Source organism: Aneurinibacillus thermoaerophilus (genome assembly GCF_019603355.1).
GTDB lineage: Bacteria > Bacillota > Bacilli > Aneurinibacillales > Aneurinibacillaceae > Aneurinibacillus > Aneurinibacillus thermoaerophilus.
The window spans coordinates 2,444,188-2,464,545 of sequence record NZ_CP080764.1 but is presented as its reverse complement, the minus strand read 5'-3'; the positions used below and the strand labels follow the sequence as shown (position 1 = coordinate 2,464,545).

Annotated in this window: 23 protein-coding genes and 1 other annotated feature; of the genes, 18 read left to right on the top strand and 5 right to left on the bottom strand. The window is 47.1% G+C overall.

The window, feature by feature from the left end; genetic code table 11:
• Positions 1-30 precede the first annotated feature (30 nt).
• Positions 31-786: a spore cortex-lytic enzyme gene (gene sleB / locus K3F53_RS12840; RefSeq protein ID WP_091260368.1), complete on the bottom strand. Its 756-nt coding sequence runs from the start codon at positions 784-786 to the stop codon at positions 31-33.
• A 116-nt stretch (positions 787-902) separates the two neighbouring features.
• Here sleB and K3F53_RS12835 point away from each other — a divergent pair, with 116 nt between their 5' ends.
• The 3 genes from K3F53_RS12835 (at position 903) to K3F53_RS12825 (ending at position 2,387) form a co-directional block, all read left to right on the top strand.
• Entirely contained in the window at positions 903-1,175 is a 273-nt protein-coding gene (locus K3F53_RS12835) for an ArsR/SmtB family transcription factor (protein WP_162265004.1), read from the top strand.
• A gap of 92 nt (positions 1,176-1,267) precedes the next feature.
• Entirely contained in the window at positions 1,268-1,663 is a 396-nt protein-coding gene (locus tag K3F53_RS12830) for an Asp23/Gls24 family envelope stress response protein (RefSeq protein WP_057898194.1), read from the top strand.
• A 181-nt stretch (positions 1,664-1,844) separates the two neighbouring features.
• Complete coding sequence (locus K3F53_RS12825) at positions 1,845-2,387, top strand: hypothetical protein (RefSeq protein WP_057898195.1); 543 nt, start codon at positions 1,845-1,847, stop codon at positions 2,385-2,387.
• Positions 2,388-2,623: 236 nt separating this feature from the next.
• Here the strand turns inward: K3F53_RS12825 and K3F53_RS12820 are convergent, their stop codons facing one another.
• Positions 2,624-3,118: a PaaI family thioesterase gene (locus K3F53_RS12820; protein WP_246615635.1), complete on the bottom strand. Its 495-nt coding sequence runs from the start codon at positions 3,116-3,118 to the stop codon at positions 2,624-2,626.
• A gap of 157 nt (positions 3,119-3,275) precedes the next feature.
• On the bottom strand, positions 3,276-4,292 hold the full coding sequence (gene ilvA / locus K3F53_RS12815) for a threonine ammonia-lyase (protein ID WP_057898197.1): 1,017 nt from the start codon (positions 4,290-4,292) through the stop codon (positions 3,276-3,278).
• Positions 4,292-4,561: a binding site (T-box leader), on the bottom strand. Its footprint overlaps the gene before it by 1 nt.
• A 77-nt stretch (positions 4,562-4,638) precedes the next feature.
• Here ilvA and K3F53_RS12810 point away from each other — a divergent pair.
• From K3F53_RS12810 to K3F53_RS12740, 15 genes are all read left to right on the top strand, one after another.
• Entirely contained in the window at positions 4,639-6,585 is a 1,947-nt protein-coding gene (locus tag K3F53_RS12810) for a helicase-associated domain-containing protein (protein WP_057898198.1), read from the top strand.
• 43 nt (positions 6,586-6,628) lie between these two features.
• Entirely contained in the window at positions 6,629-7,111 is a 483-nt protein-coding gene (locus K3F53_RS12805) for a YlbF/YmcA family competence regulator (protein WP_057898199.1), read from the top strand.
• Positions 7,112-7,377: 266 nt separating this feature from the next.
• Positions 7,378-7,695 carry a YlbG family protein gene (locus tag K3F53_RS12800; RefSeq protein WP_057898200.1) on the top strand — a complete coding sequence of 106 codons (318 nt, stop codon included), beginning with the start codon at positions 7,378-7,380 and terminating at the stop codon, positions 7,693-7,695.
• A gap of 129 nt (positions 7,696-7,824) precedes the next feature.
• Positions 7,825-8,271 carry a universal stress protein gene (locus tag K3F53_RS12795; RefSeq protein ID WP_057898201.1) on the top strand — a complete coding sequence of 149 codons (447 nt, stop codon included), beginning with the start codon at positions 7,825-7,827 and terminating at the stop codon, positions 8,269-8,271.
• Between the two features lie 177 nt (positions 8,272-8,448).
• Entirely contained in the window at positions 8,449-10,515 is a 2,067-nt protein-coding gene (locus K3F53_RS12790) for a hypothetical protein (protein WP_057900261.1), read from the top strand.
• A gap of 63 nt (positions 10,516-10,578) precedes the next feature.
• Positions 10,579-12,558, top strand: coding sequence for a beta-propeller fold lactonase family protein (locus K3F53_RS12785; protein WP_057900262.1), 1,980 nt, complete (start codon positions 10,579-10,581; stop codon positions 12,556-12,558).
• A 114-nt stretch (positions 12,559-12,672) separates the two neighbouring features.
• Positions 12,673-13,800 carry a GspE/PulE family protein gene (locus K3F53_RS12780; protein ID WP_057898202.1) on the top strand — a complete coding sequence of 376 codons (1,128 nt, stop codon included), beginning with the start codon at positions 12,673-12,675 and terminating at the stop codon, positions 13,798-13,800.
• Positions 13,748-14,800 carry a type II secretion system F family protein gene (locus K3F53_RS12775; protein WP_082705926.1) on the top strand — a complete coding sequence of 351 codons (1,053 nt, stop codon included), beginning with the start codon at positions 13,748-13,750 and terminating at the stop codon, positions 14,798-14,800. The genes K3F53_RS12780 and K3F53_RS12775 overlap by 53 nt, the downstream gene beginning before the upstream one ends.
• 20 nt (positions 14,801-14,820) lie before the next feature.
• Positions 14,821-15,183: a competence type IV pilus major pilin ComGC gene (locus K3F53_RS12770; protein ID WP_057898204.1), complete on the top strand. Its 363-nt coding sequence runs from the start codon at positions 14,821-14,823 to the stop codon at positions 15,181-15,183.
• Complete coding sequence (locus K3F53_RS12765) at positions 15,158-15,613, top strand: prepilin-type N-terminal cleavage/methylation domain-containing protein (protein ID WP_057898205.1); 456 nt, start codon at positions 15,158-15,160, stop codon at positions 15,611-15,613. Before K3F53_RS12770 ends, K3F53_RS12765 begins: the two co-directional genes overlap by 26 nt.
• 13 nt (positions 15,614-15,626) lie before the next feature.
• Positions 15,627-16,016, top strand: a complete 390-nt coding sequence (locus tag K3F53_RS12760; RefSeq protein WP_057898206.1) for a hypothetical protein — start codon at positions 15,627-15,629, stop codon at positions 16,014-16,016.
• Complete coding sequence (locus K3F53_RS12755) at positions 16,016-16,438, top strand: ComGF family competence protein (protein WP_057898207.1); 423 nt, start codon at positions 16,016-16,018, stop codon at positions 16,436-16,438. Before K3F53_RS12760 ends, K3F53_RS12755 begins: the two co-directional genes overlap by 1 nt.
• A 4-nt stretch (positions 16,439-16,442) precedes the next feature.
• Positions 16,443-16,940: a hypothetical protein gene (locus K3F53_RS12750; protein WP_057898208.1), complete on the top strand. Its 498-nt coding sequence runs from the start codon at positions 16,443-16,445 to the stop codon at positions 16,938-16,940.
• Positions 16,840-17,370: a shikimate kinase gene (locus K3F53_RS12745; protein WP_236781977.1), complete on the top strand. Its 531-nt coding sequence runs from the start codon at positions 16,840-16,842 to the stop codon at positions 17,368-17,370. Before K3F53_RS12750 ends, K3F53_RS12745 begins: the two co-directional genes overlap by 101 nt.
• A 58-nt stretch (positions 17,371-17,428) precedes the next feature.
• Positions 17,429-17,620, top strand: a complete 192-nt coding sequence (locus K3F53_RS12740; protein ID WP_057898210.1) for a YqzE family protein — start codon at positions 17,429-17,431, stop codon at positions 17,618-17,620.
• A gap of 19 nt (positions 17,621-17,639) precedes the next feature.
• Here K3F53_RS12740 and K3F53_RS12735 read toward each other — a convergent pair whose 3' ends face one another.
• Together K3F53_RS12735 and K3F53_RS12730 are read right to left on the bottom strand one after the other, a co-directional pair.
• On the bottom strand, positions 17,640-18,473 hold the full coding sequence (locus tag K3F53_RS12735) for a YqhG family protein (protein ID WP_057898211.1): 834 nt from the start codon (positions 18,471-18,473) through the stop codon (positions 17,640-17,642).
• Positions 18,470-20,188, bottom strand: a complete 1,719-nt coding sequence (locus K3F53_RS12730) for a DEAD/DEAH box helicase (protein ID WP_220559026.1) — start codon at positions 20,186-20,188, stop codon at positions 18,470-18,472. The genes K3F53_RS12735 and K3F53_RS12730 overlap by 4 nt, the downstream gene beginning before the upstream one ends.
• Between the last annotated feature and the right edge of the window lie 170 nt (positions 20,189-20,358).

The window sequence follows — 20,358 nt, the reverse complement described above, 5'->3', positions numbered from 1 at the left end:
AAACTCGCGAGGTACGTCTGTCTTTGCTTTTTATTTGCAGAAAATGTGTTTTCCAATCTTTTTAATCTGCGGGCGTGTCCAAATCCATGGTGATGTGGCTGTATCCGGGTTGAAGTAATAAAGAGCGCCACCGGTAGGATCCCAGCCGTTAAGAGCATCCTGAACCGCTTTTTCCGCCGTTTTGTTTGGCGTCAGCCAGATTTGGCCGTCCGCCACTGCCGTAAAAGCTCCAGGTTCAAAAATGACGGCGCTTGGAGAATCAGGGAATGATGGGCTCTTTGTACGGTTCAAAATAACCGCAGCTACAGCGACTTGTCCTATGTACGGTTCCCCGCGCGCTTCGCCGTATACGGCATTCGCCATAATTTTTAATTCGTTTTTTGATAGGGCCATATTGGTTTTTGGCAGCTTTTCGCTTGGTTTCGGCGACGGAGATGAAGCAGCGGTTTCACCCGGGCCAGGACGCCAATTTTTCGTCGCTTGCCACAGCTTCAATTTCGTTTTTGGTCCGAGAATACCGTCAATTTTTAAACCGAATTCGTATTGGAAGTTACGCAGCGCGTTATATGTGCGCCATGAAAATACGCCGTCTACTTTTCCTGTATAGAAACCAAGAAACTTTAGCCGACCTTGCATTTCCTTTACGTCTGGCCCAGACGAGCCGACATACACCGTTTGTTTGCTAAAAGCGTGTGTAATCTGGTGTGGAATCCAGGGAAAACTTGCGTATAACAAAACGAACGCCACGCAAAGGCAGACAAGCCATGCACCCTTTTTTCTGTTCATAGGAACCTCCATTTACAAAGTTTGAGCGTAGTTATCCATATTTTGAACGATAAGAAAGAAAAACATGTGTATAATGAAAAGAGAACAAAAAGGCAATGATTGGAGTTAAGGGAACTATGGATAATCAGTTTGAGGAAATGGCAAAAGTGTGCAAGGCGCTCGGTCATCCGATACGCCTGAACATTTTGGATTTGCTGGCAAAGCAGGAGGAATATTATTGCGGTGATATCGTTTCTCTTGTTGGCATGGCCCAGTCCACCGTTTCACACCATTTGAAAATCTTGAAAGATAGCGGACTTGTGGAAACAGAGGAGCGCGGAACGTTTGTGTGTTACCGCGTACGGCGGGAGAAGATGGAGGAACTTTCAAAATTCTTGCTCGCATTTTAGAAAATTTTACGACGCTTTCGGCAAACAAGTTGTCATTGCCCATTTGAAAGAATAAAATGAAAACTAACTAGGTACACAAAGGAGGAATTCCCATGACTGATGATGTAAAAGGAAACGGAGTTGTACGCATTGCGGACGATGTAGTGGCCGTAATCGCTGGAATCGCAGCAAGCGAAACCGAGGGTATCGCAGGGATGTCAGGCGGAATTACCGAGGGACTGGCGCGTAGGGTCAGCGGTAAGAATGTGCAAAAGGGAGTATCTGTGGAAGTCGGGGAATTTGAAGCGGCCATTGACCTGCGCGTTATTGTTTCATACGGTTCGAAAATAGATGAAGTATGCCGGAATCTACAGCAAAATGTAAAAGATGCGGTTGAATCAATGACAGGTTTGCGCGTAGTCGAGGTCAATGTGAAAGTAGAAGGCGTGGAATTTCCAAAGCAGGAAAAAGAGATGCTGCCCGAGTCGGCGGCACAGCGCGTAAAATAAAGCAAAAAGGCTGTTCGGTCTTCCGAAAGCCTTTTTGCTTATACAAATGATTCCATGACCTTTCCTTTACTTGTATAGTGAGGGGAAGGTCATTTTTAGTTATTTACAAACATATAATTGTACATTATAATATTTTGTATAAAAATTGAAAAAAATACAATTTTTGAAAAGGGGAGGTTTTATGAGAAAAACGATAATGTTTTCTTCATTATTTACAGTTTTTTTGATGTTTGGCGGTCAATCAGTTAGTGCTAATGAAATCGCTACACCTTCATCATCCCCAGATGCAAATGCTGTAAATCAAAAGGCACCTATTCCTTTGTCGTTAAGTGATGCATACAAAGTGACCATAGAAAAATCAGATGTCAAAGTAGAGGATTCTGCCCAAGTTGTGTCTTCTCAAAAGGATGTAATTCCTTTATCATTAAGCGATGCATACGAAGTAAGAGTTGAATCATCAGTGCCGACTTTAGTAAACGGCGTAACAGTAAACAAGCCAGTATTTAATTTCTATTTCAAAAACATAGTAGTAAACCAATCGTATACGATTTCTCAAGACAAATCATTTGTTGTTAAAGGTCATAGTTCCGGGGTGAAAATTACAAAAAATCAAGTAGTTGGTAATACCAGAGAGATTGCTTTTTATGTTACAAGTAAAGGACAGCACACGATAACATTAGAAAACGATCACGAGATTAGAAACTTGATTTATCAAACTCAATAAATTGTAGTATTTTATTCCTTTACGCTGGATTTGGACAGGGACTATCTGTACTTTCCGGTTTGACAGACACTCCACACGGCTGAAGCGGTCAGATACCTGGGGTATTAGCGTCCGCGAGCCGTTTCCGTTTTGGACAACACCCAAGTTTAGGGGCGTGTCATCACCTCATCTGTTCTACGGTGCTACACCGCATGTACCTACATGGACGGCTCAGCAATGGATGAGTGCAAAGAATGCTATCTTGGCTCGATGAGATAAAACGTCCCGGTACCTGCCAGAATGAGTCGGCTTTGGTCATTATGTATTTTGCATTCACACACGCACAATGTTTTGCCCCTTCTGAGAACGGACGCGGTAGCGATCAGTTTATCCCCTGTTCCTGGCGATAAATAGTGAACATTCATCTCGGTTGTTACTACTTTATATCCGGTCGATCGGCTTGCAACTGAGCCCATGACTGCATCAGCCAATGTAGCCGTAATACCGCCGTGCACAATGTTTAAACCGTTGAGCATAAACGGGGTGATCGGCACTTCAAAACGATATGTTCCATCTTCCAGATATTCTCCCTGCAATCCGAGAAAACCGGACAAATAAGCAGTTTTGCGTTTGCGATCACGCATATATTCGATAGCTTGGCGCGCGAGGTAGAGAATTTGCTGTTCGTCTTCCGTACCGTTTTTCAATGTATCTCTGATAAATTCTAGCAATGATTCCTGATCTTTCTGCATTTTGCATCATCTCCTTAATAGTGGAATGTTTTTTTTATTATAACTAAAAAATAAGAAGGGTGTCCCAAAAATGATGGGGCACCCTTTTGCGTTACCATATATACGCATAGAAAATATTGCATTCCGTTTGCGATCAAATGACCTTTTGAGATAGTCTCTATCCTACGAGCGCCTGGGAGGCGAGCATAGATAGACGGGTGAGATCCACGTTGCCGCCGCTTACTACGAAAGCGACTTTTTGCTTTGGCAGGGAAAGCTTGCCTGAAATAAGTGCAGATAGGGCAGCAGCGCCCGCGCCCTCGGCTAACACTTTGCTTCGCTCAAGCAGCAAGCGCATGGTTTGCTTGATGTCTTCTTCGGTCACAAGAATAATATCATCTACGAATTTGCACATCATGGCGAGCGGGAGTTTTCCCGGCATTTTTACAGACAGTCCGTCTGCGATGGAAACGGGATGTGAAATCAGCACCTGTTTTCCTGCCTTCCAGGATAAGTAGCCGGAATTTGCCTCTGCAGGTTGAACGCCGATGATCTTGACGGAAGGTTTGAGCGCCTTGGCCGCTGCGGCGATACCGCTGATAAGACCGCCGCCTCCGATCGGGACGACAATGACATCCAAATCAGGATTCGCTTCAAATATTTCGAGCGCAATGGTTCCCTGCCCGGCGATGACATCCGGGTCATCAAACGCGTGCACGAACGTACTCCCTTCTTCCGCTGCAATTTGCCTAGCTTTGGCGCAGGCATCGTCATATGTGGCGCCATGCAGCACGACGCGCGCACCGTATCCTTCTGTTGCCTGTATTTTTGTCTTTGGAGCATGCGCTGGCATAACGACGGTTGCAGGGATACCGTATTTTTGGGCGGCAAGCGCCACACCTTGTGCATGGTTACCCGCAGAAGCGGTAATCAGACCGCGTTTCCTTTCTTCTAAAGATAGACTGACGAGCTTATTATAGGCGCCGCGGATTTTAAAGGCCCCTGTTTTCTGCAAGTTTTCTAGTTTTAAGTATACTTCGCAGCCGCACATCCGGCTGAATGTTTGCGAAAGGTGAAGCGGTGTCTTATGGATCACTCCTTTCAGACGTTCGCCAGCTTTCTGTACTTGTGCAAGTTGAACTTCGTAATTCCCAAGGAAACCACCTCCAATAATAATAAAAAAATCCCGTCCCATACAGGGACGAGATTGCTCGCGTTACCACCCTGATTCCGCTGTGTTTTAACTCCATACCAGAAATGTGTATACTTACATACAGCGGCACCTTATTCAGCGTACCATCATACGCCGTTCCCGATAACGGAGGAAAGCCGGTCGCTCCTACTGCAATGTTCGGATGACACCTCAGAGGGGATATGATGTTCCTGCCGTTCACTGACTCGCAGCTACCGTCAGCTCTCTGGGGAACGGGAAAGGAAATCACGTGTCCTCATCACAGGTTATTCTGAATATTAGAGTATAAATAATTTGGAAAAGTTGTTGAAATTATAACAAATCAATTTGTTTCCCGCAAGAGGGAAAAATGATAAATAGCGAAGGTGGAACGATGAAGATAAGGGATGTTTTTGAGCAGCTTAATACGCGGCTGTTGTGGAGACTCGCGGAAGAGAATGCATGGCCGTTCACATTCGGGGAGGCGGAGGCGCCGCTTGATGAAATAGCAGCTTACATAAAGGACGCGCGCACCATTGAGAAGACTTGGCAGGTACTATCCAGAGAGGAAAAAGAAGTATGGTTGCATTTTTTGTTTCGCGTTGGAGAAGATATTGTGACGTACAGGCAAATGGAGGAATATGCGAAAGCAGTGTCGCCGATTGTTGCATACGCGGGTCTTACCGGATTACGACGGCGCGGACTTATTTATACGCTGCGGCGTCTGTGGGGGGAAGTAGTATATTTGGCGCCGTATGATGTGCAGAGAGCATGGCGCGCTTGGCTTTTGCCGCGGGTGCTGTCAGAAACGCAAGCAATATCCGTAGATGCAGAGTTCCAATCTGTTACGCCGCTTGTTCATGTGCTTTTCCGCCTGCTGCAAACGCATCGCCACAAACCGATCGCGCTTACTAAAAAGAAAACGATGACAATGAAAATGCGTCGCGTTTGGCAGGCAGTTATCCCGTATGCGGAAGAATGGTTCGCCCCGCTGTATCCAGAAGCGTGTGGAGACGGTGCGGCACGGGAACGATTTTTTCTGGAATTGCTTGCTGAGATGGATTTATTGCGTGAGCGGGAGTCAGAAACCGGGCTGGAGTATATTGTCCATGAAACGGCGGCGGCCCGGCTGTTTCATGGCGCGGAAGCGGATGTGCAGCGCCGTGTTTATCAGCAAGTGAAAGAAAAGCTAGGCAGGCTGGGGCCTTGTAATCCTGTCATTTTGGATTGGATGGAAGCGAAAGGTGTGAACACGTTTTCCCTGAATGAATTGCAGGCAGCGGAAAATAGGCTTTTGCGGGAGAAAAGCCAGGCCAATCAGTCCAAACACTGGCAGGTGTTTGCCGAAAATATATGCGCTTTGCTTACCGCTTTTGGATTTATTTCTAGGACGGGAGAAGGAATGGACGCGTCTATGCGCTGGAATATGAATTTGACAGCCAATGAGGAAAATGCCGTAGCGAATTATGGTATCGGGTATGTCCAACCTACGTTTGAAGTGCTTCTGCTGCCGCATGCATCATATGAGGTGCGCTGGCGTCTTGGCAGGTATGCAGAACTGGTAGAGCAGCAGGAAGTATGGGTGTTTCGCCTGACACGGCAATCAGTGCGGGCGGTGAAGGGGGAAGAAGAGAACGAAGCGCTTATCCGTTTGCTTGAGCAAATTCAGCTTGAGGTTCCGGATAATGTACGCGTGCAACTAGAGCAATGGATGCGGAGCGAACCAAGCGTCATGCTCGAACAAGTAGTGCTCGTGCGCTGTCCGGATGCAGAAACGGCGCAACAGCTAGCCGCTTTGCCGGAATTTGCTCCGTATTGGCGTGCGAGAATCGGCGAAAAAGATTTTATTGTAGATGCGTCGCAGGAAGCAGCGTTGCGAGAGGCTTTCACGCTCCGCGAGATAAATATAAACCAAAAAAGCACGGCAAAAGAGCCGAGTGAAGCGGGACGGTTTCCATCGCACGCCTCGCATTCTATTGGGCTTGCGGAGAACGGATATAAGATTGAATCTGTATTCCCTGCTTTTGAAGATGTTTTGCCTGAATTAAAAGATGTACCGACGATATGGCACAAAAATTTCCAACGATATCATCATTCAACGCTTCGCACGTTGCTTATGACTGCGCGTTCGCTTGGCATCCGACTAAAGCTGGAAATTAATAACCGGCCTATAGAAAACGCCCGCGTGCTTGATATACGCGCAGAAGGCGGAGCGTATCGGCTGACGCTTGATGCGGAAGGGCGGATGGAGAACATAAATATGGAGAATGTAGGGAGAATAAAATTAGAGCTGCCCGCCCTTTGGAACGAGGACTAGGCAGAGAATATGCAACATGGTACAATGATACCGAGGTGAGAATATGTCAGGTCAGACAGCGACTGTATCACCGCTTGATTTTTATGAAGTGATGGAACGAGCGCATCGCATCGGAGAGCAGCTCGTGGCCTCTGAGGAAATGAAACGGTACCTGGAATTCCGCAGGCGGATGGAACAGGACCCGGAGGCGGAAGCGAAGATTGCTTCCTTCAACCGCATGAAGGAAGCGTATGAGGAAGTGCAGCGATTCGGAAAATACCATCCAGATTATGATAGAGTCACTCGCGAGATTCGGCAGAAAAAAAGAGAGATGGAAAAAGTAGCAACTGTCGCCGCTTTCAAAAAAGCGGAAAATGACCTGGATGAGTTGTTGTACCGTATCAGCCGCACCATCGCTGACGCGGTTTCTGCGAGCATTAAAGTGCCGAGTAACAATCCGCTGTATGAATTGGCGGGTGGTGGCTGTGGTAGCGGCGGGTGCGGGACGGGCGGTAGTTGTGGCTGCACTGTTAAAAAGGGGATATAAAGATGGGAGGCTGCTCCTTCTGTCTTGCAAGGGCCGCTTGAGAGATCAGGCGGCCTGATGTACATTTGATTTAATATGTCCGCGCTTTTGCGGGCAGAGATAGGAATGTCAGAGTGGATGATATTATATTCTTGATACAAGCAAGTGAGGTTTTATAGCGTATAAGTTAGAACTAAGGGAACTTATAAAGTTGTCATTTTTTAGAGCCTCAGTGTTTGATAACAATCATCGCTGATGGATACTATACGAAAAAGGAGAGTCGGAGAATGAGAGAGCGACGTGTCGGGCTTGCGGTGTATGTCAAGAATATCAAAGTGGCTCGTAACTTGCGCAAGTTTGGCAATATTCATTACATATCCCGTAGGTTGAATTATGTATCCATGTATATCGCCGCAGATACGTTAGAAGAAACGATTGAGAGAATTTCCCGGCTTGACTTTGTTACTAAGGTGGAGAAGTCTTACCGCCATGAAATTCCGGTACATTATGATAATGCAAAGCCAGATAAAGCGAAAGAATTCGACTATAAAATGGAAGAATCGCAAATCTTGTCTATCGCCAGGGGAGGAGCAATGGAACGATAGATGAGAGAACAGGCAGCATTCCGTTTCGTAACAAAATTGTTATAGTTCCCCTTTTTGTTTGTTGGAAAACAGTGTAACATTGTTTTAAAATAATAGGGAAGGGATTTTGCAGAATGGGGGAAGTAATGTATGTTTCAAAAAATTTTAGTAGCAATTGATGGCTCTGAAATGGGAGAAAAAGCGCTAGATGTGGCGCTTGCCATCGCAAAAGAAGAGCAAGTTGAACTCAGCTTGCTTCATGTGGGAAAAGAAGTTGTCGTTTCGCCGTATATGGTCGGAGAAATGGCTTATATTTCTAAACATTATGATATTGATTTTAATGAAGCGATGAGAAAAGAAGCCGAAGAATTGCTAAATAAGGCGAAAGCAAAAGCCGAGGCGAAAGGGGTGGCGGCAACGCCTGTCTATCTAAAGGGAGATGCGGCACGGCAAATCGTGGATTACGCGGATAAAAATAAATATCAGCTTATCGTGATCGGCAGCCGCGGGCTGAGTGGCTTTAAGGAAATGATGCTCGGCAGCGTTAGCCACAAAGTGTCGCAGCTAGCGACCTGCCCGGTGTTGATTGTGAAGTAATACAATGCAAGCAAAAGGAAATCATTCCTGTTTTTTAGCGGGGATGATTTTTTCTTGTCTTTTTTTAGGAAGACAATTATACTTAAAATTAGATAATGAGAATCATTTTCATAATAGAGGATAGAGGAGTGAAGGGGTTTGCAAGAGAGAAAGAAAAAATACCCGTTTCGCACGGTCATGTCGATAAGCTTAGCTTCCGTGCTTGCATTTATGAGCGGCTGCGGTACGAATGAAAAGGCAGCCATGACAGGGGAAGACACTAAGGCGAAGAAACAGGAAGCGAAACAAAACGTTTCCGTACCGGTTAAAGATTATACTTTTGATACGGCCGGCAATATGTTTGCCTATACGGAATTTGAACTGTCGGGCGAGCCGATGGTAGAAGCGCTTGGCTTAGATCTGGATGTGCTGGATGCGGCGAAAGTTGATCAGCCGACTGTCTTTGATTACACGGCCGGAATTGAATCGTATGAGTATTCGGAAGAGGCGATGTACGAAGTTGTGGAAAAATCAGGCCTTGGTCTTCATATGATTCACGCGCCAATGATCAAACAATTGGCGCAGAAGGCGGGCAAGAAAGAGAATGAAATGTTGGCGCAGCGCTTTATTGAGTTGGCGAATGCTGCAGGACATAAGCCGGATGAAATTCCGCGCAACATGTATCCGACGTTTATTGAGTACAGCAAAGGCGATCCGCACTATATTCAGCCTGTGGACACATCGAAATTTGCCGACGGTGAGAACGGTACATACATTCCGAAATATCAGGTCGACTTTAAAACGCTGCGGTGGGATCGCGATAAGATGGATAAAACGCTGGTTCCGGCTGCGTATGGCTCCGTCTTTTTGAAACAAGCGCTATGGGCGAGCGACTTTTTAGGAGCAATGCACACGATAGACACGGAAGAGGAAGTGGAACCAAAAACGGATAAAGATGACGAAAACCCGAACATTGCCTTTGGCGGAGACTCTACTGATGGTCTTCAAGGTTTAATCATGTCCGAGCAGATGTGGAACAAGGCTGCATATATCCGGGATTCCCTGTTTTATAATCCACAAACCGGAAAACTAGGCAAAGCGGAAGGCGCTTCTTATGATCCGAAGAAGCAGCTTGTGTACCTGCCGCATGCCATTGCCGTTACGGAAAACGGAGATAAGGAATATACGGCAGCTACGTCGCTTGAAGTGAAAGATCCGCGCAGCTTGCTACAGGATCAGTGGCTGATGTTATGGGCTTTGTCTGAATACTTTGGTATGACAGATCAGCGGGAAGCTAATGCAAACACGAATCCGGCATTCCGTGCCGTATATGACGGAAAGCCGTTCCCGGCTGCGCCGAAGCAAAATATTGATAACCGCGCAGATAACGATATTCGCTCGGATGATCCGTATTCCATTAACCGTGACCTGTTGTTGCAAATCTTCAAAAATATTCAGATGATGCACTGGAATGATAAGGAAGGCGTGTTTATTGCTGAACATGATGGTAAGCAGCAGGGCATGCATATGGATACATTTGATGCCGCATATGCTATGGAAGCGTTACGCATTTTCCAACGTGCGTTTGATGGCTTACCGGTTGGCTACGCCAGCGGGGACGATGCCAAAGGATTGGAGACAAAAGAAGGAAAAGCCGCGCTTGACATGATCCGCAAGCAGGCTGACTTTATCATTTCCAAGATGATTGATGAAAAAGGATTGGTGGCTAACGGTTGGACAGTGGGCAAAGGCAAAGACGCAGATGCGCCGACACTGAAGGCACAAACCGGCGCCATCCGTGGCTTGACGGCTGCGTTTCTAGCGACTAAAGATCCAAAATATCGTGAGGCAGCACGGAAAATTTACGCGGCTATGGATAAATACATGTGGGACGATAAAGTGAAAGCATATAAAACGTCAGGGGATCAATACGAGTATGATGCCGTTGTCGCAGGCGGTGTTTCTGGAGCATTACGTATGGGTATTGCTTCCCTGCATAACATAGAAACCGATAAAGAAAAGATTCCGGCACTTGATCGCAAGACCATTATTTCGCGCTACGTCGATTTTTACGATCGCGTAATTGATGGCCCGGCGCTTGACCAGGGCATGCAGACGAGCGAATTCTGGGATACTGGAGACTTTTATAAAGAAGGCGACAAGTCCGGTAATACAGATGGTGATAACGTGCCACAGATTCAAGCTGGTCACGGTAAATATGGTATCGCGCCGGTACTTGTTCCGGTTGAGGTGAAAAGCAAATAGGAGGCTATCCTCCTATTTTTGCTGTTTATTATTATAGAAAAAGAAAATGCGGGAGCAGAAAAAATGAGGAAATGGAGAATTTGGATTGCCGCCGTGTTCGTTCTGTTAATGATGCTGAGCGGATGCAGCGAGAAAGAGACTGTAACGCAAGAAACGGTGACGCGCAATGCCCCGGTTTCAAGCAATAGCATTGTCAAAAATCGGGCCGGGGATGTATTGTACACGGCTAATATTGATGTTAACACCGTATCGGTGATCGATGTGAAGCAGAACAAAGTTACCGCAGAGATTGCGGTAGGCCGTGAACCGCGTCAATTGGCGTTAAGCCCGGATGAAAAAACGTTGTACGTTACGTGTATGTTTGACAACAAAGTTGATGTTATTGATATCGCCGTCAAAAAAGTGACGGCGTCGATTCCGGTCGGTATCGAACCGTTTGGCATCGTGACGAGTCCGGACGGAGGAAAAATATATGTTAGTAATTACCGTTCTTCCACATTGTCTATCATTGACCCTGAGAAACGAGAAGTAACAAAAACGATAAAAGTTGAGGAACGACCGCGCGGGCTGGCGTTAACCACGGACGGAAAAAAACTGTATACGGTTCACTATTTGTCCGGGCATATTAGCGTGGTTGATACTTCCAAAGAAAAAGTGGGAAAAATAATCGCTTTAGCTCCTTCTCCGGATAAAGAGGATCGCAAAAAGAGCCAGGGGCTTCCAAATACGGTTGAGCAATTCGTGATTGCGCCTGACGGTAAGACCGCTTGGGTACCGCATCTTGTAACAAATACAGATACGCCGATTCATTTTGAGGAAACTGTTTTTCCGGCGATTTCGGTTATCGATCTTGAAAAAGATGAAGAAATCAAGCAGGAACGTAAACAATTATTTGAGAAAATGGATGTGCGAGATGTAAAAAATGAAACGATAATCGTGTCTAATCCGGCCGATGTAGCATTTATGCCGGATGCAAGCAAAGCGTTCGTGCTTATGTCGGGCAGCGAAGATTTGGTTGTATTTGACTTGGTCCGGGGCGGTAAGGCGACTCAAATCGTGCGGCGCATTCCGGGCGATAACCCGCGGGGGATGGTGCTGTCGAACGATGGAAACGAACTGTATGTGCACAATGCAATGAGCCACAGTTTAGCTCGCATTGAAACGGGCGGGAATGAGGCATATGCGGAAGCGAAAGCAAAGCCTGAAACGTTGCGGTTGATTGCCAAAGATTCATTGCCGCCGCTTGTCCGGAAAGGGAAAACCATATTTTTTAGCGCGAATAGCGATAAATTTGCGGCACCGATTACGGGGAATAACTGGATGAGTTGCGCGTCTTGCCATGCGGACGGGGACATTAACGGATTAACACTAATGACCCCGAAAGGTCCGCGTAACGTACCGAGCAATGTGCTGGCGATGCGTACCGGATTGTTTATGTGGGACGGCAGCCGGGATGATTTTACGGATTATCTGTTGACCGTACAGGGGGAGATGGGCGGTTTGACAGCGTATGATCCGGGCAAACCATTACCCCCGAAAGTTGAAGAAATGTTTACCGCTTTGAAAGCATATCTGGAGTACTCGGATTCGTTTCCGGTGCCGAAAAGTCCGTACCGTAACCCTGACGGTACACTAACTGTGAAAGCGCAACAGGGTAAGGTGTTGTTTGAAGGCAAAGCGGGCTGCATTACGTGCCATGCCGGAGAGACGATGACCGATAGCGTAAAAGCGGTGGATGCGACAGGCAAGCTGACGACAGCTAATACGCAATTCCTTCATGATGTTGGTACAGCAAGCCAGCTTGATAAAGGTACACCAGGCGATCCGCGCGCCAACTACACCAATCCGCGGAGCAAGGAATTGTTTGATACGCCGACATTGCGCGGAGTATGGGCTACTGCGCCATATTTGCACGATGGTAGCGCCAAAACGATTTACGATGTGCTTGTTACGCGTAATAAAGAAGGGAAGCACGGAAATGTTAAGGGGTTGTCCGACGAAGAAATTTCTGCCCTTATTGAATATGTAAATTCACTTGAATAAGCGATACGTAAGCCGTCTTAAAAGCAAGGCGGCTTTTTTTGTGTAAAATTTTAGGAAAGTTATTTAAAATTTACCAATATATGGTATAATTTATAAAAAAAGGAGGTTGGAATCATGGTTGAAGATGTAACGGGATATGTGACAGAACTGATCGAAAAAGGAATCGAATATGGCGCAAGCGATATCCATTTGGAACCAGTGCCTGAAGGGATCATGGTTCGGTTTCGTCTCGATGGCTATTTGCAGGAGATGGAATGGAAGGAAGAAGGGTGGGGACCGCCGCTTGTTTCGCGCATTAAATTAATGAGTGGGATGGACATTGGCGAACGCAGATTGCCTCAGGACGGTGGCTTCGCATTTCAGACAAAAAGTCGGGAAGGTAGAAGCAGCTCTATCGATGTGCGGGTAGCTACATTACCGACGATTTACGGGGAGAAGATCGTGCTACGCCTTTTGCCTCATGATACGAAGTATCGCTCGTTGGCTTCGCTTGGCATGAACGAAACGGATGTGTTGCGAGTGCGCCGGATGCTTGCGAAGGCGCAGGGAATGGTTTTGATTGCAGGTCCGACAGGAAGCGGAAAGACGACGACCATGTATACGATGTTGCATGAATTGCAGCAGCGTGGGCGGAACATTGTGTCCTTGGAGCAGCCGGTTGAATATCGTATCCCGGGTATTAACCAGGTGCAAATTCATCCGCGGGCCGGTCTGTCCTTTCATGAGGGGCTGCGGGCGGTGCTGCGGCAGGATCCTGACGTGATTCTGGTTGGCGAAATCAGGGACAAGCCTACCGCAGAAGTGGCAGTGCGAGCCGCGTTAACTGGTCACTTGCTTCTTTCCACCATTCATACGCTTGACGCAGTAGGTACTGTTTTGAGGTTGTTGGATATGGGGATTGAACCTTACCTTGTTAGTTCGGCGCTTACCGGGGTGATTGCACAGCGTCTTATCCGCAAACGATGCCTGCGTTGCTACGGTCGAGCTGTGGATTGTACGGCCTGCCACAGCACGGGCTTTCAGGGGCGTGTCGGCGTCTACGAAGTGCTGCAAATTGATGAAGAGTTTCAGCCGTATATTTTAAACCGTTGTTCTGCGGCCGTAATGCGTCGATATCTGGAGGAAAGTGGATTCGTATTTCTTTCATCCCTTCTGGAACAGAAATTGGCGGAAGGGGTGACGGAGGGAGATGAGCAGGGGCAATATCAAGCGTATGTTCCGACGGGCGCGCTGGCCCGATGATTCGCTTGCGTATTTGAGCCAGCATTTGTCTTACTTGCTTGCGGCCGGTATTCCGCTTCTTGAAAGCCTTTCTTTGATTCTGCATCATTTCACTCCAAGAAAACGAGAAGAATTGCTGCGTGTCCAAAAAAAGCTTGAAAGTGGTGCATCGCTCTCCGCCGCTTTGCAACAAATAAACGTTCCGCCTTTATTTCTTTCCCTTGTGGCTGCTGGGGAGCAACACGGTCGCTACGATTCTAGCTTAGCGTTCGCTGCGCGTTATTACAGGCGGCGCGCTATCTGGAAACATCAGCTGTGTCAACTTGTCAGCTATCCTTTGCTTTTGCTGGTGTTATCCTGCGTATGTCTTTGGTTTTTGCTTCATATTACTTTGCCTCATTTGTTCTCCATATACGATACGATGCATCTTCCGCTTCCGCCGCTAACAGGATGGTTTATCCGCGTGCTCTCCGTTTTGCCGGCATCCGGCATAGCCGTTATGGGAGGGGCGGCATTGGGGACGGGCGTCATTTGGCTGTTTTGGAAGAGAGAGTCACTTATGTTTTTCATGTTGCGTGTGCCTATTTTGCGTTATTGGCTCAAATTGAAAATCACTCACTATTTTGCATTGCAAGGTGGGCTTTTGCTTGAGGCGGGCATTTCCGTGCTGGAAGTTTGTCAGCTGTTTCAGGCGAAAGCGCCCTGGCTATTCGTTAGAAACATCATGCAGCAGATTGAGGCAGAGCTAAAGCGCGGCCATCCTCTCAGCCGTGCCCTGCAATTCCATAGCTGCTTCACTTCAGAACTGGTGCGTTATGTTGAACTCGGGGAAGAAGGGGGGAAGGTAGCCGAATGTTTATTGTTTTATAGTGAACAAATGGAGAGGCAGATAAGACAACAGGTAGAGAAAACAATGCGATGGTTAGAGCCACTTATTCTATTGTTGGTCGGAGGAGTTGTGCTTATCGTTGTTTTGTCCTTTTTTTTGCCGGTGTTGCAAATGATGGGCGAACTGAAATAGAGCCAAAGGAGGAAAGAGCCGTGCTTTCGGGACGCGCAAAAAAGAAGGAAGCCGGGTTTACTTTAATTGAACTTTTGATTGTTGTCGCGATTATCGGAGCGTTTTTAATGGTCGCGTTTCCCAATTACAAAAGCGCTGTTGCCAATGCGTATTCGCGTAGTTGCGAAGCAAACCAACGGTTAATCCTTACGGCTTTGGAAGCCTATGCGATTGAGAATGGAAACGAATATCCGCCAGCTGCGAACGCGCTGGGCGAATTGGTGGCGAAAGGATATCTGCATGAGGAGCCAAAATGTCCTGCTAAAGGGCAGTATAAAGTGGAGGTTTCATCCGCTGAGAAGAAAGTGACGGTGACGTGTGATAAACACGGGACGGCGAAATGAACAAGGTTTCAGTCTTATCGAGGTTACGATCGTGTTTGCGATCTGGGCCGTATTGCTTTCATTAGCCGTGCCTTCATTTTTGCAGATGGTACAGCGACTTCAAGGACAGTGTTTTATGGAAAAGTTGAGCGTGGATATCATATATGCTGCAAACGAGGCGTTAAGCCAGCGGGGAAAGGTCAAGATAGAGTTTTCTATTGATTACAACCAGTATGTAGTGAGGCGAAGTTGGCAGATGGGAAGAAGGATCGTTAATGTGCCCCGGGGATTTACGATATACTCTAATTTTAATAACGGAACCATCGTTTTTAATGAACTGGGGCACGTAGGGCAGGCAGGTAGTTTTTATCTTGTTTATCCAGATGGTATGAAAAAACGGCTTACGGTGTATATGGCTAGCGGTCGTGTTGCGGTTAGCACGGTTAAGTAAGGGAGAAGCGAAGGTGCGCGAAAGAGGATTTACGTATATCGAAGCTCTGCTGGCAATGGCGTTACTGTCCGCAGTCATTCTCTTTGTCCATGAAGCGCTGTATTACACCGCGAGGGAACGGGAAGAGAAAATGTATGAAACGCAAGGTTATTTGTTCGCGTATTCGCTTGTTGAACAATGGAAGGCGGGGCTGACGATAACCGGAACAAGCCAAGAGTTTCGCGGTACACTTTACGAAATGCGACTGATCCCGGGCAGGGTAACGAACCGGGTGGAAAAATGTGAGGTGGAAGTACGGTGGGAAAGCAGACGCTTAGGAAGAAGGTATGTTCGGTTTACTGGTTACCGTTTCGTGCCCGTCAAGCCTGGAACACCGTCCGCGACAATCGGGGGATTACCTTAATGGAAACACTGGTTGCATCCGTTGTTTGTTGCCTGGTTTTGATCGCAGCCTCTTTGTCTTTTGTCGAAGCGCAGCGGCAGTTTGCAAAAGCAAAAGCGGCGGCCATATTGGAGGCGGAAGCGCGCGGATTTTTCGCTTATGCGGAGGAAGAAATTCGGCGCTGCGATCGTTTCCACAAAAAGAACAATCAGTTATGGTTTAAGGACGAGAAGGGGAACGATATTGTTTATCAACAGGTCGGGAATAAAGTCGTCCGAAAAATGAAAGATGGGTATATTTTTTTGGCTCAGTATGTGAAAAAGTTTGACTTTGAAGCAGAGCAGCAAGGGTGCCGCTTTCACCTCGAATTGAAAAATGGGGAAGCCGAGTGGAAAGGAAGCATTTTTATCGGAAAAAGGGTAGAATTTGCCGGAATGGAGTGATATAATGCTGAAAAGTTTCGGCAATTCGCGCGGTTCCGCTTTTTTTATTGTGCTTGTTTATACGCAGATTTTATGCTTGATTGTACTGCATCATTTGTCTGTCTTTAGCACGTTGCGGCAAATACCGCGCAACGATGAGGAAAGAATGAAGATGCATTATGCTACAGAAGCAGGGCTGTATTTGAGAATAGAGGAAGCGCTTCAGAATTTGCAGGATTTTTCGCAGCGCGAGTATCAGATAGGAGACGTAACTGTGAAAGTATTAATGGAACCGTGGGGAACGAAAGAACTTTGGTTGTTGGCGGTAGGAAGCGCTCCATTTGCTTATGCGCACCGTACACGTTTATGGTGTACGGTTGATAAAAAAACAGGAATCATGACGAAGTGGAGTGAGTATAAGATTGACGACTCAGATTATCCTGATTGGGTTTATGGGAACCGGGAAAACGACAGTTGGCCAGGCTATCGCCAAGCGGCTTGGCTGGAAGCAAGTAGATGTTGATCATTGCATCGTGGAAGCTACCGGAAAGGAAATCCGGGATATTTTCAGGGAGCAGGGCGAAGAAGGGTTTCGAGCGCTGGAAACGAAGATGTTGGCCCAGGTATTGAACGGTTCGATTCCGCAGGTAGTGACGACTGGAGGCGGGGTAGTAACCCGGAAGCAAAATGTGGAATTGATTGTCCGCCATGGTCTTGCTGTTGCTTTGCGCGCGACACCGGAAACGATTGTAGCCCGGTTGCACGCGGATGCGACCCGGCCGTTGCTTGCGGGGGATGTAGAGCGGAATGTCAGGCGCATTATGCAGGAACGTGAAGGATTGTACGATTTTGCCCCTGTCCAGCTTGTGACCGATGGAAAAAGCGTGGCTCAGATTGTGGACGAACTATGGGCACATCCGGCGTTTCGGCGATTTTTGACGCAGAACGATTGAAAACGGGGGGAAACGGACACGCTATAAGTAACAAGTGATATTGAGGAGGCGTGTGCGCATGTCTTCACAGGAATATGTGCGATATTTGACCAAACGTTTTGTCGAGTATCTGGAGACGCCGAAGGAGCAGCGGGTAAAAAAGCCGAAAGAAGCGTGGATGTATCGCTGGTTCGGAGTGCTGCCGCTGGCGTTTGGCATGTTGTTTCACCGGAAGCGAAGGCAAGACAGAGGTAAAAACCCGGGCGCGTAACTATGCCGCGCCCGGGTTTTCATGCGGGGGGCGCGGGTGTATGGGACAGATAAAACACTCCGCCGTTAATAATTTCTACCTCAATCCGTGGCTCGTATTGCCAGCGTAGTTCTTCCGCTCGTTTTTCTTTATGATTCAATACAGGTTCTTCATTTTCATCTTCGGTTGCTGTTTTTCTTGCGTAAAAGTGTTCGATTTGCGCAAGTTCGGCCGCAAGACGTGAGCGGGCTTCGCAGGCCCATGTTTTATCTTCTGCGTCAATGGCTGTTTGCACGTGCCGCTCAAGATGCTGGACGGCTGAATCAATGCTGAAAATCGGACGCATGGTATAAGCGTAATCCGGCAATACGGGAAGGATGTTACGCGCCTCAAGATAGTCGAAAAAGTTTTCTTTGATTTGCCCGTGTATAAGGTTTATTCCGAGCGAAAGGAGCCGATCTTTTTTTCGATCACAAATAAAGGAAATTTTGTAGTTGATGCCGAGCCATGGAGTTAGGGCAAAATGTAAGTTAGAGCCGTTCGGAGGATCAGTGTGCTCATACAGGCGGATATAACGGCCATGGCGTTGTGCGGAGGCGAAGAATTGCTGCAACCGCGGTGAGCCGAAGGTAATATCCTCCCCGTTCACCCCTTCAGGAAGCGAGGCATTATCGAAGATAAACGTCATGCACATTGGCTGCGGCTCAAGGTTTAGCCGTTCCACGTACGTCCAATAGAAAGGACGGTTTCCCAGATCTTTATCAACCTCGATTGGAAGTTCTACTTTGAAATAGGCAGGATGCTGTTCGACATAATGGGCTTGATGGGCGGCGAAATATCGCTCAAGAAAAGAACGGACCTGGGCTTGGTTCAAGGTAGCACCCCTCCTTTCCATGCATCGGTTGTCGGCACGGCCGGTTGAACCGATTCGCGTACCGATTGGATGACCTGGCTTAAATTGTCCATCTTAATTGTCAACTCTCCTTCGCATTGTGAAGATAGAAGAATATCAATGACATTTTTCTCGAATGACTTCTGTAAATGAAGACGGTCGATGATTGTTTCCAGTTCACCGATCACCATTTCGAATAGGTTGATTTTTTCATACAACAGATGGAGAATTTTTTCCTCGATGGTTCCTTGGGTAGCCAAGTTGTAGATATAAACATCTCTCGTCTGCCCGAGGCGATGTACGCGGCCGATCCGCTGTTCAACACGCATTGGATTCCAAGGCATATCATAATTGATAATCCGATTGCAGAATTGCAGGTTAATGCCTTCACTGCCCGCTTCTGTAGCGATTAGCGCTTGAGCTCGGTGTTCAAACAATTGGCTCATCCAATCCTTTTTGCTCCGTTTAAAGCCGCCGCGGAAGAGAACGGACGTTACGCCATGCTGGGCGAGAATATGCTGCAAATACTGTTGAGTTGCCCGATATTCGGTAAAGATAATAATTTTATCATCCGCTTCCTTGATAATTTCGATGACTTTTTCCGCTTTTCTATGGGTGGTCACTTGCTTAAGAATATCCAGCAGTCTGCGGATTTCCTGGCGCAATGGCGAATCTTCGGGCGCACGGTTGTGCATATTAACCAGCGTGACAAGCGCCGCGTCCCGGCTGCTGCAAATTTCGCGCTGCAACGTAATAAGCGCGAGCGGGTTTTTGTACCCGCTGCCTTCGCTATGATACTGTTCTTGTACAAAGCGGGTTACGCTGTCGTATAAATGCTTTTCTTCCGGCGACAGTTCGATAGGCACGGTGATGACGTGGCGGGCTGTAAATTCGACTTTGCCATCGGCGCGCCGGTTGCGAACCATCACTTTTTTTAACTCTTTTTTTAGCATCTCGTTGTTTTTTACTTGACGTTTTCCTTGGACGTAGCTTTGCTGGAATTGCGCTGATTGCCCGAGATGACCCGGCTTTAGGAGCGTAATCAGGTTGTACAATTCGTCAAGTTTATTTTGGATCGGAGTGGCGGTCAACAACAGACAATATTTCTTTTTGAGTTCCTGGATAAATTGGTAGTTTTTTGTGTTTTTATTCTTTAATTTATGCGCTTCATCCACGATAACCAGGTCATACGATTGATTGAGCACGATATCGCGGTGAGGCGGGCGTTTTGCCGTATCAATCGAAGCGACAAGAATATCATATTGAGTCCACATGTATTCTTTGCGTTGCGCCGCCGCTGAGATCAAAAATTTGTTATTTAGTTCGCGCACCCACTGCACGACAAGCGAAGCAGGCACGAGAATTAGCGCTTTTTTGACCAGACCGCGTACTATATATTCTTTCAATACAAGACCAGCTTCAATGGTTTTTCCGAGACCTACTTCATCTGCAAGCAGGGCGCGGCCATGCATATCGCAGATGACCTTTTGCGCCGTCTCAATTTGATGCGGCAGGGGCGTAAAATATGGCAGATGACGCAGGCACTGCAATTCATTGAAGTCATGCACCGCGCTTGCTCGCGCCGCTTCCCATGCCAGGCGGTACAATTCTCTATGGTGCCAAGGTCCGTCTTCTGCCATTCTCGCCTTCAATCCGTCAATCCAGTCTCTTTGAAAAGAAACAGGAATGTCTGTCATATGAAATCCACCCTCTTTTTTCCGATGCCTACGCAAATGTAGCATGCGCAAAAAGGCAAACATTTATACAAGTTACCGGCACTCATCCTCCATTTCTTTTTGTCAGACCCATGTGAGTAAAGCCTGTATTTTATGTGCTTTTTTGAGTGCAGTTTTGGTATAATATAAGT

What these genes read in the sequence shown, in the direction of transcription:
- K3F53_RS12740 (WP_057898210.1), top strand. Translation starts at nt 17,429, where the DNA reads ATGTCTTCACAGGAATATGTGCGATATTTGACCAAACGTTTTGTCGAG.
- K3F53_RS12795 (WP_057898201.1), top strand. Translation starts at nt 7,825, where the DNA reads ATGTTTCAAAAAATTTTAGTAGCAATTGATGGCTCTGAAATGGGAGAA.
- K3F53_RS12780 (WP_057898202.1), top strand. Translation starts at nt 12,673, where the DNA reads ATGGTTGAAGATGTAACGGGATATGTGACAGAACTGATCGAAAAAGGA.
- K3F53_RS12730 (WP_220559026.1), bottom strand. Translation starts at nt 20,188, where the DNA reads ATGACAGACATTCCTGTTTCTTTTCAAAGAGACTGGATTGACGGATTG.
- K3F53_RS12820 (WP_246615635.1), bottom strand. Translation starts at nt 3,118, where the DNA reads ATGCAGAAAGATCAGGAATCATTGCTAGAATTTATCAGAGATACATTG.
- K3F53_RS12750 (WP_057898208.1), top strand. Translation starts at nt 16,443, where the DNA reads ATGCTGAAAAGTTTCGGCAATTCGCGCGGTTCCGCTTTTTTTATTGTG.
- sleB (WP_091260368.1), bottom strand. Translation starts at nt 786, where the DNA reads ATGAACAGAAAAAAGGGTGCATGGCTTGTCTGCCTTTGCGTGGCGTTC.
- K3F53_RS12830 (WP_057898194.1), top strand. Translation starts at nt 1,268, where the DNA reads ATGACTGATGATGTAAAAGGAAACGGAGTTGTACGCATTGCGGACGAT.
- ilvA (WP_057898197.1), bottom strand. Translation starts at nt 4,292, where the DNA reads ATGGGACGGGATTTTTTTATTATTATTGGAGGTGGTTTCCTTGGGAAT.
- K3F53_RS12810 (WP_057898198.1), top strand. Translation starts at nt 4,639, where the DNA reads ATGATAAATAGCGAAGGTGGAACGATGAAGATAAGGGATGTTTTTGAG.
- K3F53_RS12785 (WP_057900262.1), top strand. Translation starts at nt 10,579, where the DNA reads ATGAGGAAATGGAGAATTTGGATTGCCGCCGTGTTCGTTCTGTTAATG.
- K3F53_RS12775 (WP_082705926.1), top strand. Translation starts at nt 13,748, where the DNA reads ATGAGCAGGGGCAATATCAAGCGTATGTTCCGACGGGCGCGCTGGCCC.
- K3F53_RS12800 (WP_057898200.1), top strand. Translation starts at nt 7,378, where the DNA reads ATGAGAGAGCGACGTGTCGGGCTTGCGGTGTATGTCAAGAATATCAAA.
- K3F53_RS12825 (WP_057898195.1), top strand. Translation starts at nt 1,845, where the DNA reads ATGAGAAAAACGATAATGTTTTCTTCATTATTTACAGTTTTTTTGATG.
- K3F53_RS12805 (WP_057898199.1), top strand. Translation starts at nt 6,629, where the DNA reads ATGTCAGGTCAGACAGCGACTGTATCACCGCTTGATTTTTATGAAGTG.
- K3F53_RS12755 (WP_057898207.1), top strand. Translation starts at nt 16,016, where the DNA reads ATGGAAACACTGGTTGCATCCGTTGTTTGTTGCCTGGTTTTGATCGCA.
- K3F53_RS12835 (WP_162265004.1), top strand. Translation starts at nt 903, where the DNA reads ATGGATAATCAGTTTGAGGAAATGGCAAAAGTGTGCAAGGCGCTCGGT.
- K3F53_RS12790 (WP_057900261.1), top strand. Translation starts at nt 8,449, where the DNA reads ATGTCGATAAGCTTAGCTTCCGTGCTTGCATTTATGAGCGGCTGCGGT.